15 protein-coding genes are annotated in these 11,056 nt (G+C 63.6%); 9 read left to right on the top strand and 6 right to left on the bottom strand.

Annotated elements, in window-relative coordinates; genetic code table 11:
• The first annotated feature begins 48 nt into the window (after window positions 1–48).
• Both B0W80_RS10755 and B0W80_RS10750 read left to right on the top strand, forming a co-directional pair.
• Window positions 49–333: a hypothetical protein gene (locus B0W80_RS10755; protein WP_143684566.1), complete on the top strand. Its 285-nt coding sequence runs from the start codon at window positions 49–51 to the stop codon at window positions 331–333.
• 232 nt (window positions 334–565) lie between these two features.
• Window positions 566–1,012: a hypothetical protein gene (locus B0W80_RS10750; RefSeq protein WP_076999127.1), complete on the top strand. Its 447-nt coding sequence runs from the start codon at window positions 566–568 to the stop codon at window positions 1,010–1,012.
• Window positions 1,013–1,298: 286 nt separating this feature from the next.
• Here B0W80_RS10750 and B0W80_RS10745 read toward each other — a convergent pair whose 3' ends face one another.
• Window positions 1,299–1,820, bottom strand: a complete 522-nt coding sequence (locus tag B0W80_RS10745) for an ankyrin repeat domain-containing protein (protein ID WP_076999126.1) — start codon at window positions 1,818–1,820, stop codon at window positions 1,299–1,301.
• 314 nt (window positions 1,821–2,134) lie between these two features.
• Between B0W80_RS10745 and B0W80_RS10740 the strand changes: the two genes are divergently transcribed.
• Together B0W80_RS10740 and radC are read left to right on the top strand one after the other, a co-directional pair.
• Window positions 2,135–2,374, top strand: a complete 240-nt coding sequence (locus B0W80_RS10740) for a hypothetical protein (RefSeq protein WP_143684565.1) — start codon at window positions 2,135–2,137, stop codon at window positions 2,372–2,374.
• Window positions 2,375–3,086: 712 nt separating this feature from the next.
• On the top strand, window positions 3,087–3,617 hold the full coding sequence (gene radC / locus B0W80_RS10735; RefSeq protein ID WP_076999124.1) for a DNA repair protein RadC: 531 nt from the start codon (window positions 3,087–3,089) through the stop codon (window positions 3,615–3,617).
• 112 nt (window positions 3,618–3,729) lie between these two features.
• Here radC and B0W80_RS10730 read toward each other — a convergent pair whose 3' ends face one another.
• Both B0W80_RS10730 and B0W80_RS10725 read right to left on the bottom strand, forming a co-directional pair.
• Window positions 3,730–3,912, bottom strand: a complete 183-nt coding sequence (locus B0W80_RS10730) for a DUF3606 domain-containing protein (protein WP_076999123.1) — start codon at window positions 3,910–3,912, stop codon at window positions 3,730–3,732.
• Between the two features lie 109 nt (window positions 3,913–4,021).
• Window positions 4,022–4,510 (bottom strand): thermonuclease family protein, encoded by a 489-nt coding sequence (locus tag B0W80_RS10725; protein ID WP_076999122.1) that lies wholly within the window; start codon window positions 4,508–4,510, stop codon window positions 4,022–4,024.
• A 531-nt stretch (window positions 4,511–5,041) separates the two neighbouring features.
• On the opposite strand from B0W80_RS10725, the gene B0W80_RS10720 reads away from it, so the two are divergent.
• The 4 genes from B0W80_RS10720 (at window position 5,042) to B0W80_RS10705 (ending at window position 9,307) form a co-directional block, all read left to right on the top strand.
• Window positions 5,042–7,150 (top strand): ParB/RepB/Spo0J family partition protein, encoded by a 2,109-nt coding sequence (locus B0W80_RS10720; protein WP_076999121.1) that lies wholly within the window; start codon window positions 5,042–5,044, stop codon window positions 7,148–7,150.
• 207 nt (window positions 7,151–7,357) lie between these two features.
• Window positions 7,358–7,795: a single-stranded DNA-binding protein gene (locus B0W80_RS10715; protein ID WP_076999120.1), complete on the top strand. Its 438-nt coding sequence runs from the start codon at window positions 7,358–7,360 to the stop codon at window positions 7,793–7,795.
• Window positions 7,796–7,815: 20 nt separating this feature from the next.
• The gene (locus tag B0W80_RS10710) at window positions 7,816–8,076 is read left to right on the top strand and encodes a hypothetical protein (RefSeq protein WP_076999119.1); all 261 of its coding nucleotides are present in this window, start codon (window positions 7,816–7,818) and stop codon (window positions 8,074–8,076) included.
• A 22-nt stretch (window positions 8,077–8,098) separates the two neighbouring features.
• Window positions 8,099–9,307 carry a zeta toxin family protein gene (locus B0W80_RS10705; protein WP_143684564.1) on the top strand — a complete coding sequence of 403 codons (1,209 nt, stop codon included), beginning with the start codon at window positions 8,099–8,101 and terminating at the stop codon, window positions 9,305–9,307.
• 52 nt (window positions 9,308–9,359) lie between these two features.
• Here the strand turns inward: B0W80_RS10705 and B0W80_RS36175 are convergent, their stop codons facing one another.
• Window positions 9,360–9,866, bottom strand: a complete 507-nt coding sequence (locus B0W80_RS36175) for an H-NS family nucleoid-associated regulatory protein (protein WP_076999117.1) — start codon at window positions 9,864–9,866, stop codon at window positions 9,360–9,362.
• 248 nt (window positions 9,867–10,114) lie between these two features.
• Here B0W80_RS36175 and B0W80_RS10695 point away from each other — a divergent pair, with 248 nt between their 5' ends.
• Window positions 10,115–10,384 carry a hypothetical protein gene (locus B0W80_RS10695; protein ID WP_076999116.1) on the top strand — a complete coding sequence of 90 codons (270 nt, stop codon included), beginning with the start codon at window positions 10,115–10,117 and terminating at the stop codon, window positions 10,382–10,384.
• A 13-nt stretch (window positions 10,385–10,397) separates the two neighbouring features.
• Here the strand turns inward: B0W80_RS10695 and B0W80_RS36410 are convergent, their stop codons facing one another.
• Both B0W80_RS36410 and B0W80_RS35425 read right to left on the bottom strand, forming a co-directional pair.
• Window positions 10,398–10,505, bottom strand: a complete 108-nt coding sequence (locus B0W80_RS36410; protein ID WP_306171848.1) for a four-helix bundle copper-binding protein — start codon at window positions 10,503–10,505, stop codon at window positions 10,398–10,400.
• A gap of 272 nt (window positions 10,506–10,777) precedes the next feature.
• Complete coding sequence (locus tag B0W80_RS35425; RefSeq protein WP_179106880.1) at window positions 10,778–10,927, bottom strand: hypothetical protein; 150 nt, start codon at window positions 10,925–10,927, stop codon at window positions 10,778–10,780.
• Window positions 10,928–11,056: the final 129 nt, after the last annotated feature.

Here is an 11,056-nt window from a genome sequence, read left to right as displayed (position 1 = left end):
CGAGGATTCGCAGCAGAGAGCTTTTCCTTTAGGCGTCAGCCCGAGACCATGACCACGACAGCAGTACCCGTAGAAGCAACCGCAACAGCAACCACAGCAGCGACCGTCGCCGCATCCCCCGCGCCAATCCAGTCCATGCAGTTCACGCGTGCCCAGGTCACGGCTGCGGTCAGCGCGGCTGGCAACCACCCGAACGCCACGGATTCCGATATCCGCCGGCTCGTTACCCTGCAGTTCCACATGATCGCCCACCGGCTCGACACGATCGACACAGAAACGCTGGGCGACGACCCGACCGGCAAGCTCTTGGATTTCTTCGTGCCCAGAAGCTGAAGCGGTCGACGATCGATCGTCCTGATCTTTTTCGGCGCAGCGGCAGCAACGGAACAATTTTTTCCTCCGGGATCGAAGCGCCGCCGCATCATGCGGCGGCGAGCCAGTGTTGCTAACGCTGTGATAAAGGTTGCTATGCGGTAAGCTACAGGCTTCCTGTCGATGCATCCTTGGGCGGAGCGGAAGTCTCACCTCTTCATCGGCAGGAAGACCCTCAACTACTTGCCGCGCGATGAAAGCAATCCTGGCCGAGAAGCTGCTGACTCAAGAGGAGTTCGACGGTGCGACGACCTACCTGAGGATTCGAGTCGACTCCGGCCTCACTCTCGCGCTGGCGCATGGCTTCCACGTTCAGGGATTGCCGCTAAGGGCTATCGCGGAGCAGAACGACTGCACTCGGCAGAACGTGGTGCACGCACTCCAGCGCTTTGCGGTGGCGTACGAACGCTACATTGAGGTGCAGGCGCATCTCGCCAAGAGCGTGCCGGTGAAAAAGGGCAGACCATCATTGCCGCCTGCCGTCAAGACCAAGAAGCCCGCCGCCAAGAACGCCAGCAAGCCTCCGGCTCCCGTGAAGAAGAGCGCCTTGAAGCCTGCCGGCAAGAAGGTCGTGGCTCCTGCATCGAAGAAAGCCGCGGCAAAGAAGCCGGCTGCGCGCGCAAGGGCAGCTTCACGCTAACTGTGCGATCGCCAAGCGGCGCCGGGCGTCAGCTCGGACCGGCCGTCTGCGCAAATTCTTCCTGAGCAACCTTTCGAGGGTCCTCGTCCTTTCGCGTCTGATACAGGAGCGACGCCCATTTGGCGAGATGCTCTTGGCTCTCGACGATGCCACCGAGGATTTTCCATTCTTCGCAGAACGTCCACCTCCACATGAATCCTGGTGGAGTGCGGAACCCTTCAAAGGGAGAGGTCATCGTTACGGTCTAGGTCGAAGGGGTGAAGGACGGCGGCGCCCGAGCGCTGCGTCAGGTTCCCCGCGCTTCCAGATGGGCAGCGGTGTCGGCTGCCCCCATGCTCCGGGCGAGTTCCAGCGCGGTCAGCCCTTCCGAGCTTTTCGCGTTGATGTCGACGCCTTGCTCCAGCAACAGGTCCAGGATCTCGAGCCGGTTGAACATAGCCGCGAACATCAACGGCGTCTTGCCGCCCGGCGGCGCGAAGTCGGGCTTGGCGCCGTGGGATAGCAACAACTGGACGATCGGCAGGTAGCCTTTGAAGGTAGAGGCACCCAATGGCGTCTGCGCCATGTCGTTGAACCGGTCGGGCTCCGCGCTCGCTTCGAGCAACGCCTTCGTTGCCTCGACGTGGCCATGGTAGGCCGCCAGCATCAGCAGCGTATCGCCTTTGTGGTTGCTCATGTTGGGCGGCAGGCCCTTCTGTAGCAGGCGAGTCAGCGTCTGGGCGTCACCGTTGCGCGCGAGCTGGAAGACTTCCTGTGCGAACGCGATGAAATCTTCATTTGGTGTGGGGTCGGAAGCTGGGGCGTTCATCATTTTCTCTGGGAGCTGCAAATCGTGATTAGGGACGTGGTCGCGCCCTGTAGTGCTCTGACAGCGGGCATCGCACGAGGAACAAGCCAACGTTGAATCGTGCAGCATGCCGGACGGCCGCCCACCCGGGATTAGCGGAAGTCCGCATACGGCGTAGGCGGGCGCGCCCCGACGAACACCGAAGGCGTCCACCAGGTTGCGCGACCTCGCGACTGGCCCGCCTCGCTCGACTGGGAGCGGAAGCGCGTCGCCGCCCGTCACTGCTCCAACTCCGCCGATCAAATGGCACTGCGCGCAGCCACTACGATCCGGAGATGGATGCTTCGCAATCAAGAGAGCCAAACACGCCGGAAAGCTCCGCCTTGCGGATCTGGAACGACTTCATCGAGCGCCACCGCGTTGTGGATGAGGCTGTGCCGCTGTTCACAACGGACGAAAGCGGGGTGGTCGGCAGCAGATTCGTCGGCAGGCAGTCGCCGCGTCGAATCCTCCAGCGCTCAGACGCCATGAACGCGTTGATCCGGCGCGAGGTCGAGAAACTCGTCGAGGATTGATCGTCTCCGGCGCGACGCCTCGATGGCCTGATCTACATCGCGGGCATCAAGCGCGGCTCGACGGATCTGGTCCGCAACTCGGACCGCTTTCCGAGCACCAGCACGACCGTCGGACTAGGCAGGAGCTTCGCCTGGAACCAGTGGGCCCGCGTCAACGGTGTCGTGGACGACGAGTTCAAAGTGATTCGTTCGGAACGTGGACGGTTCACCGCGACGGCGCATGCGCTGCGCGGATCGGACAACGCACTCGATGGCCGGGCCTCCTCCGCCCGCCCACGCGGGCTTGTCATCCCGATCGAGGCGGCTTGAGAAGGGCCGGTGCCTCCTCAGTAGCCGGTGGCGACGGGGCGCACGCCGCCGACCAGCGCGGACCGTCGACGATGCGCCTGATTTCGCAGAGTTCATCCGTGGTCGCGGACCGCGACGCCATCGAGCCGCCACTCTCGTCGCGCTGGCCGCGCTGAGGTGGCGGTGCATGTCACTGGCTTCGCATCCTTCGGTGCTGCACGCTTCGCTTGCCAGTGAGCTCCGGGTGACGGGGTTGGCTTGCTTTTCCCTTCATCCTTGCACACCGTTCTCGCGGTCAAGGTCGGCGCTGCATATGCGTACGCATGCGCTTGCGGCCTGCCGGCCGTCTGCGAACCCTGACAGCTGCGCTGCGGCGTGCCGGTTCCGGTCTCGGGCAATCCCGCCCGAATCACCGGAAACAGCCATGTCGCACGATCTCCTCTCTTCTCTCCACGCATTCGCTTCGTCCGCAACGTCCTCGCTGCTCATTCAGGAAGTTGCAGGCCAGTATCGACCGGCCGCAGACCGGGAAATCCTGCAGGCGGCGCAGCGTCTGCTGGCAAGCCAGGTGCGGGGAACCTACGTGCTGGAATCGCCGGCAGTCGTGAAAGACTTTCTGCGCACCCGCATGGGAACACTGCCGCACGAGATCTTCGCCATCGTGCATCTCGATTCGCAGCATCGCGTGCTCGAGTACGTGGAGATGTTCCGAGGCACCGTCAACGAGGCCTCCGTGTATCCGCGCGAGGTTCTCAAGGACGTCCTTGGCAGGAACAGCGCAGCGGTGATGCTCGTTCACAACCACCCCTCGGGCAGCACGGTTCCCAGCCGCGCCGATGAGGCGCTCACTCAAAAGCTCAAGAGCGCCCTGGCACTCGTGGACGTGCGCGTAGTGGATCACTTCATCGTTGCCGGCGACAAGATTGCCAGCATGGCCGAGCTGGGCCTGATGTAAGCGAAGGGCCTTGCGGCCCTTCTTTGAGTTTCTAGTCTGCGCGCTCTGCGCGAGCCGAGGGGTCAGGGAGCCTGGCCTTCTCGCTTCACGAGCTCACGGTGGAACGGCGCGTTCACTTCTTCTTGGCCAGATAGTCCCTCACGGCGGCGGCTTCGTTGCCAGCCGCGGCCACGGCCTCGCGAAGCTGGGTCTCGGTCACACCGAGTGACTGGCACCAGTCTCGGACTTCGTAGTCCTCGCTAAGGCTGATGCGCGTCCGATCCTGTCCGCCGACCTTGGTCTTGTCGTCTGCCATGGCATCTCCTTTGGAATTGGGAGCGCTGAATCTGCGCCGCGATAGCCTCGGTAGGCGTAGGTGACTTTCAATCAACGGATGAGGCGTCCGGCTGACAGCGCTTCAAACGTCAATGAGCCAGGCGGGCCTGGGCGCGCCAGTCCCAGGGCGCGACCGGTCCCGGATCGGCCCACAGGCCTCGCCGACCTTTCCGAGCCTGCGCCTCGAGTGCGATCAGGCGTTGGTCGACAAGGTAGCGACGATAGGCCCAGGCCATCCCAGCCCCGACCATCGCGCGGTTGACGCTTCGGCCATCGACCACGACGGTGCCGATCGTGCGTCCGTAGCGATCCGTGCCGTCGTCCAGCACCCGAACAGTTTGGCCGAACACGTAGCCGCTCAGTGCCTGGCGGGCCCGCGTCCCGAACGGCTGCCTCTTCTCGGGTGCGTCGATCTCCGCGAGCCGCACGCGGCGCGGCTGCAGGTCGACGAGCACGTCGATGGTGTCGCCGTCGAGGACGCCGACGACCTTGCCGCTGAAATCGGCGTTCGCCACCAGGCTCACGGCGGCCAGCGCCGCTGCCACCAGCGCACGGACGTGCGCTGCATATCGCTTCATGTGTTCCTTCCCTTGCAAAGGCGACCGCGAAGGTAGCACAGCGTGATGGCATCAGCAGCGGCAGCGGGGCACCTGTTCACCGCGGCCAATACCGCGGGACTCGTCTCAAGCTTGCAGCGTTTCTGAAGTGTCGCGTCCTGCGGCGCGAGGTGGCGCTCGGCGCGCGCCGGCTTCTGTGGGCATGCGACGGGGCTGCTGGCGTGTTCCCGTATTCCTGGGTTCATCGCTTCTTGCCGGTGACTTTGCTCCGGTCATGTCCGGGGCCGGCGCCGGCGCTCGAGCGCCTGCATCGCGCCTGCAAGGGTCTGCTGCGCCAGGTCCTCACCCGTTCGGTGCTCGCCTTCGGCTGTGCGCCGCGTGCGGCTTCCGGGCCTGCCCTGGCTCCCCGGCCATGCCCTGCGCGGCAGCGCACCGGGCGACGAACTCAGGAAGTACGGCGGCAGCAACACCGGGGCTGTCGCATGGCCCTCAGAGCCAATTTTTGAAGGGCTCTGAATCTTGGAACCCGGTCAGTCGGATTGGAGAGATTTCATGGCTTTTGAAGCTGCGGTGGGTGTGGGGGAGGTGGGTGTCGTGGTCGGTGCGGTGGTGACGCCGGCTGTCGATCAAGTGGTGGACAAGGAGGTGGATGTTGCGGTGGACGTGGCCGGTGAGGCCGTGCCGGTCGAGAAGGGTGAGCGTCGGGTCATCGCTTTGAACCGTCTGTTCCTGTCGGCGCGCAACGTCCGCAAGAGGCGGGACCCGGCGACGATCCCGGCCCTGGCCGCGATGATCGAGGCGCAGGGGCTGTTGTATCCGTTGTGCGTCGTACGGGAGAAGCGCAAGGGGGTCAAAGGGGAGTCGTTCGGGGTGGTGGCGGGTGGCCGCCGACTCGCTGCGATGATGTGGCTGGTGGAGCAAGGGAGGCTGGCCAAGGACGCGCCGGTCGAATGCCTGTTCTTCGGGATGGAGCGGGCCACGGCCGTGAGCCTGGTGGAGAACGTGTCGCAGGAGCCGATGCATCCGGCTGACCAATTGGAGGCGTTCAAGAAGCATGTGGACGAGGGGATGACCGTCGGCCAGATCGCCGTCGCTTTCGGTGTCTCGGTTCTGACGGTCAAGCGTAGGTTGAAGCTTGCGAATCTTGCGCCGATGTTCATCGCGCTGTTCCGCGAGGACCGGATCGAGCAGGGCCAACTGCAGGCACTCGCGCTGAGCGACGATCAGTCCCAGCAGGTCGCGGTGTGGGAATCGTTGTCGCCGTACCAGCGCAGCCCCCACTACATCAAGCAGGCGCTGACCGCCGAGGAAATCCGGTCGGACCTGCCGTTGGTGCGGTTCGTGGGGATCGATGCCTACCGTGAAGCAGGAGGCACGGTCCGGGCCGACTTCTTTGCCGAGGGCAGCGAAAGCTTCCTTCAGGACGGGGTGCTGCTGAACCGGCTTGCCCAGGAAAAACTCGAATCGCATGCTGCCGCCAAGCGCGAGGCGGGGTGGAAGTGGACCGAGTGGCGCTTGAGCTTTCCGTACGCGGAGAAGTCCAGGTTCGCCCATCTTCACTGCGAAGCGGCCGAGCCGAGCAAAGCTGAGGCAGCCGCGATTGCGGCGGTGGAGGCCGAACTTGCGAGCCTGCGGTCCCGCATGGACGACCTCGACGCGCTGAACGAGTACGACGAGGACACCGGAGAGGACCGGGAGTGGACCGACGCGCAACGCGCCGAGTCCGAGTCGCTGGAGCATCGGTGGGATGAACTGGACGGCCAGCGCGACGCTCTGTTGGCCGCGCTGCGGGTCTGGACCCCGGAGCAGAAGGCCATGGCGGGGGTCGTGGTCTACATCGGGGACGGTGGGGCGTTGGTGGCTGCGGAGGGCTTGGTTCGCGCCGAGGATCGCAAGGAGATGGCTGCGGGTTCCAAGGAAGCGAGCGGGGCTGGTCCAGGCGCCCCCTCCTTCGAGTCCATGCCGAAGGAGCGCGCCGAGTTCAGTTCGACGCTGTGCCAGAACCTGACGGCTCATCGGACGGCTGCCGTGGCGGCTGCGCTCACGCAAAGCCCGAAGGTGGCCCTGGCTGCACTGCTGCACACGGTCATCGCCCAGGAGCGCGAGCCCTGGCAGCGGTCGCCGATCGGCGTGCGGTTCAACAGCAACGCCAGCGACATCGCCAGGTGCGCGGCCGAGTTCGACCAGGCCCCTGCCGCACACACCTTGGAACAGGCCGAGACCTGGGCCGACCATCTTCCTGGCGACGCCGCCCGGTTGTTCGATCGGTTGAAGTCGATGGATGTGCCGCAGTTGCTGGACCTGCTGGCCCGATGCGTGGCGCGCTCGTACAGCGTTCAGGGGCCTGCGCCCGAACGCTCCAACGGTCGCGGCTTTGATGCGGCCTTGGGCATCGAGCAGGCGCTGGGCCTGGATATGGGCGATTGGTGGTCCCCGACTTCCGGGCGTTACCTGGAGCATGTGTCGAAGGCCAAGATGATCGAGGCCGTGACGCAGGCTTGCGGCGCCGAGGCGGCTCGCCCCCTGGAAAAGATGAAGAAGGCCGAGGCCGTGAAGTCTGCCGAAGCGCTGTTGGAGGGCAAGCGGTGGCTGCCATCGACTCTGAGGCCTTACGCGGACCACGCTGAGGCTGAGGCGGCGGACAACGGCGCCCAAGATTGATCGATTGGACCCTGGCGCGCGGCGCTGCGGTCCAGCCCCTGACCAGAGCGCCTGGGGCCCGCTGAGCCTGCGGAGGGATGAGGAGGCTGGGAATGAGGTCGATCGCGTGGCGATCGGCTCCAGCGTCCAAGCTATATAGCATCTTATATAGCAACCTATAATGCAACTGTTGTCCGCTGGATGCGGAATGAACTTTGAAGGAGTGAAATGTCTACTGCTTTTGTGAATGAGGTCCGATTAATCGGAAACCTGGGCGCGTCGCCGGAGTACCGCTTGACTGGCACCGGGACGCCGGTCGCGTCGATGCAGGTGGCAACCACGTACCGCAGCGGTACTGACAAGGAACACACCGAGTGGCACCGTGTCGTGCTTTGGAAGAGCCTGGCAGAGCGGGCGAACAAGTTCCTGCGCAAGGGCTCGCCGGTCTACATCGCCGGCCGGCTCCAGACGCGGCAGTACACCGACAAGGATGGTGTCGAGCGGTGGACCACGGAAGTGGTCGCCGAGCAGATGCAGATGCTCGGCCCCAAGAAGCCCAACACCTTTGAAGGCGACGAAGGGGAGGGGGCTTCACCGGCATCAGATCAGCGCGAGCGCGAGTCGTCCCAGTCCTTTGCTCCTGAGGAGGACGACATCCCTTTCTGAGTAGCGCAGCAGCTGCCGAAGTGGGCTGGCTGGTCGATGAGCGTGATGAGTTGGCGCGGGCCACTCGGAAGGCCGTCGGCATGCTCAGCGGCGTTCAGTGGCTGCTGCGCTTCGCCCGACACGACCCGGCCGAGCCGCGCTTCAGTGACGAGGACGTGGCGAACATGATCGAACTCGTCCGAGGAGTTTTGGGAACGCCGGCGGCGCCTGACCAGCCTGCCACGGCTGCTGGCCAGATCGCTGCGAGTCCTTCCATTGAAGGCGCGCTCGTGGCCCCGTGACCAACTCCTGTCAGAGATCAAAGTGGAACCCATCTTTCGCAAGGAATTCGCACCGATCGACCGCGCGGAGGTGCAAGACCAAACCATCCGGGCGGTCGAATCGGATCCTGAACCCTTCATTGCTGCCTACCGGGCGGCGCCTTTCAATTTCGGCGGGCGCTATGTGTCCGCGGATGCATTCAAGGACACTTTCGACGACTTCAAGCGGTCGCAGGAGGCGCGCAACCGGTACAACGCGCCGGTACACAACGCGGCTGCGGTGCTTGCGTCTGAACAGTTCCGGCGCGCGCTGCGCGACGACAGCGATCCGCGCCGGGACACCGCCATCTTCCTGACGGGGATCCCGGGTGCCGGCAAGACCTCAGCCGTCATTGGCGCGGGGTTCCCCGCGAATGCGCGCGTGATCTTTGAGGGACAGCTGAACCGGCCCGAGCCGACGATCCAGAAAATACGGGCGGCATTGGACGCCGGATTGAAGCCGGCGATCGTCGCGGTCCACGTGACGCCGGAACTCGCGCTTCAGCGCACGTTCCAACGCTTCGACGAATACGGTCGAGGAGCGAGCATCCACGTCATGGCCGACATCCAGGGCGGCTTGCCAGCCGGCCTTCGAACCATCAATGAACGCTTCGGTGATGCTGTCGAACTGACCATCCTTGACAACCGATTCCCCGGGCAGCATAAGGCTCTGCACGGGTGGCACCATCTCACACAACTCGAACATGAAGGAAACCATGAGCGCATCGCACAACGCCTCCGAGCAGAACTCGAAAGACATCGCGAGGAAGGACGGATCTCCGATGCCTGCTACCGCCAGGCCAACGGCGACGCCCCCATCGCCCGTTCGATCGTCTTCGATCGAGGAATGGATCGAGACGGTGGTCGACAAGACCAACGAAATGGCGACCAACGAAGTCGCACGGCGGGAAGTCGCGAAGAAGCTGACCTAGCGAGGTCAGCGCGTCCTCCGCGAGCCCTCGCATTCGAGCGAATGGACCAGACCGAGGCACTCCGTCGGCATCCGGAGCTCAAGGGCGCCTACCGCGAACTGGTGCAGGCGCAGCAGCTGCTCGCCGCTCGTTCCAGTGAAGCGCGTGCAGTTCAACTTGCGCTGGCCAGGGAGTCCATCCAGCATCGGTTGGACGCAGGGAAGATCCCGCCCCTGTCACCGGCATTGCCGCTCCCGACGCCGATGTCGTTGAATCGGCAGCATCCGCAGCGTGACAGATAACGCAGCGCGCTGACACATGCATCGGTGCGCGATGCGTCAGCGCATTGGTCGCCTACGCGAGAAAATCATCGAGGCGCTTGCCAGATGCCAGCGCGGCCTTGAGCCATGCCGGCCGGGGACCGCGGCCAATCCACGCGTTTCCGGCGCCGTCGCGATATTGCTTGCTGGCCAAAGCCTTCGCTTTACCCTTTGACCGCGTCGCCCTGCGCGTCGCGCCGTTTGCAGGTCCTTTCGCCGATGCAAACTCATCGAGCGTCCGTCCACTCTGCAGAGCATTGCGCAACCAGAGAGGTCGTGGACCCCGCCCGGACCAGGAATTGCCGTTGCCGTCACTGAACTTGACAACGGTCGAAACGCTTGTATTTCGAGTAGCCTGACCAGTCGCTCGACTCGAGGGTCTGGTCGAAACCAATCCGAGTTGGTCTGCGGTCAAGCCGTAGTGTGCGATCGCGACTTTGATTCGTTCGACCACACCTGCAATTTCTTGACTGCGAAGCGCATCAGCCTGGCGTTGAAGCTTCTCGATCTGTTTCTGAATTTGAATGAGTGTCTGGGCCATTCGGAGTCCATGAAAAGCTGGGGACCAGTAGCTTAATCGCCAATCGTCCATACACGTGCCTTGTAAGGAATTGAGAGAGTTGCCGATTTAAGACTCTAGAAGCCAGATGCGACGTTAGGGAAAGAGGGGGCCGTAATTCGCCAAATAGTTGGGTCCGGCGCAGAATCGGGGTCTCCAACGCGACTGGTCGAAGCACCATGGCCTCACGTGTACGAAGCCGACCTCCAAACGATCCAGACAACGAACCTATGACACTGCTTCAGTTCAGCGAACTGCTGCACATGGAGGCGGTCAATGAATTGGTGATTGTCGAAGTGACGCCGGGGCGGTATCAACTGCATCCCAGGATTGCTTGGAGGAGCGGACTGAGCGTCATGTCAGATTCGCGCGGTGTTCCAATGGTCTTTCCCCGCTGGGAGACGCTCATCAGGTTTTTGAAGACACTCCAGCTTGGCCCGACGTTGATTTATATCAAGCTGCTTGGTTCACACGGGCGAGGCGTCGATGCCGATGTATGAAACGTTGGAACGCTCACTGAGCAGCAGTCAGAATCGTGGCTGTGCTCTCGAGCGTTGTCATGGCTTCGCAAGCTTCTGCGCAAGCCCTGCAAGCCTCGGCGCATTCCTGGCAGTGCCGCATGGCATGCCTCGAGCAGATGTCCGCGCAGGTTTTACAAACCTCGGCGCAGAGGTGGCATATCGGGCTGGCCAGTACGCTGTCGCGGGCCATCAAGCCGCTCGCGAACTGACACATGGCTGCGCAGTCGATGTCGAGCGCGATGCATTCAGCCATGGCCTTCACGTCGCGCTCCCGCAAGCACGACGCAGCACAGTGGTTGCATGCCACTACACAGGCGTTGCAGGCTGCGATGCATTTGGCGAAATCACGGCCCGCCGGGGCGGGCCTGAGCATCAGTTCTGGCCTGGTTGCTTGGCCGGCTGTTGACCTTGACCGGGTTGTTGTCCCTGTCCCGGCTTGTTGCTCGGGTTTTGCTGGTCTTGCTGGCCAGGCGATTGCTGGCCGGGCGGCTGCTGGGTGGGATTGGGTTGCTGAGCGGTCATGTTGTCTCCTGGATCGCGCGAGGCGACAGTGCCTCAAGCGCAAACTAGCTCTCTGTGAGCCCAAACACGTAGGCAATGCCGTCGGCCGAGCGTAGGAACATAGCCGGGTTGACAAGCGCGGTGGTGGCG

The organism is Variovorax sp. KK3 (assembly GCF_001984055.1).
In the GTDB taxonomy this organism is placed as follows: domain Bacteria; phylum Pseudomonadota; class Gammaproteobacteria; order Burkholderiales; family Burkholderiaceae_C; genus Variovorax.
The sequence above is the reverse complement of the archived record's forward strand: the minus strand, read 5'-3'. Positions and strand labels throughout refer to the sequence as shown.

Coding starts and splice junctions, on each gene's coding strand:
- B0W80_RS10730 (WP_076999123.1), bottom strand. CDS start 3,912: ATGGCAGACGACAAGACCAAGGTCGGCGGACAGGATCGGACGCGCATC.
- B0W80_RS10750 (WP_076999127.1), top strand. CDS start 566: ATGAAAGCAATCCTGGCCGAGAAGCTGCTGACTCAAGAGGAGTTCGAC.
- B0W80_RS10755 (WP_143684566.1), top strand. CDS start 49: ATGACCACGACAGCAGTACCCGTAGAAGCAACCGCAACAGCAACCACA.
- B0W80_RS10740 (WP_143684565.1), top strand. CDS start 2,135: ATGGATGCTTCGCAATCAAGAGAGCCAAACACGCCGGAAAGCTCCGCC.
- B0W80_RS10695 (WP_076999116.1), top strand. CDS start 10,115: ATGACACTGCTTCAGTTCAGCGAACTGCTGCACATGGAGGCGGTCAAT.
- B0W80_RS10720 (WP_076999121.1), top strand. CDS start 5,042: ATGGCTTTTGAAGCTGCGGTGGGTGTGGGGGAGGTGGGTGTCGTGGTC.
- B0W80_RS35425 (WP_179106880.1), bottom strand. CDS start 10,927: ATGACCGCTCAGCAACCCAATCCCACCCAGCAGCCGCCCGGCCAGCAA.
- B0W80_RS10745 (WP_076999126.1), bottom strand. CDS start 1,820: ATGAACGCCCCAGCTTCCGACCCCACACCAAATGAAGATTTCATCGCG.
- B0W80_RS36410 (WP_306171848.1), bottom strand. CDS start 10,505: ATGCGGCACTGCCAGGAATGCGCCGAGGCTTGCAGGGCTTGCGCAGAA.
- B0W80_RS10715 (WP_076999120.1), top strand. CDS start 7,358: ATGTCTACTGCTTTTGTGAATGAGGTCCGATTAATCGGAAACCTGGGC.
- B0W80_RS10725 (WP_076999122.1), bottom strand. CDS start 4,510: ATGAAGCGATATGCAGCGCACGTCCGTGCGCTGGTGGCAGCGGCGCTG.
- radC (WP_076999124.1), top strand. CDS start 3,087: ATGTCGCACGATCTCCTCTCTTCTCTCCACGCATTCGCTTCGTCCGCA.
- B0W80_RS36175 (WP_076999117.1), bottom strand. CDS start 9,866: ATGGCCCAGACACTCATTCAAATTCAGAAACAGATCGAGAAGCTTCAA.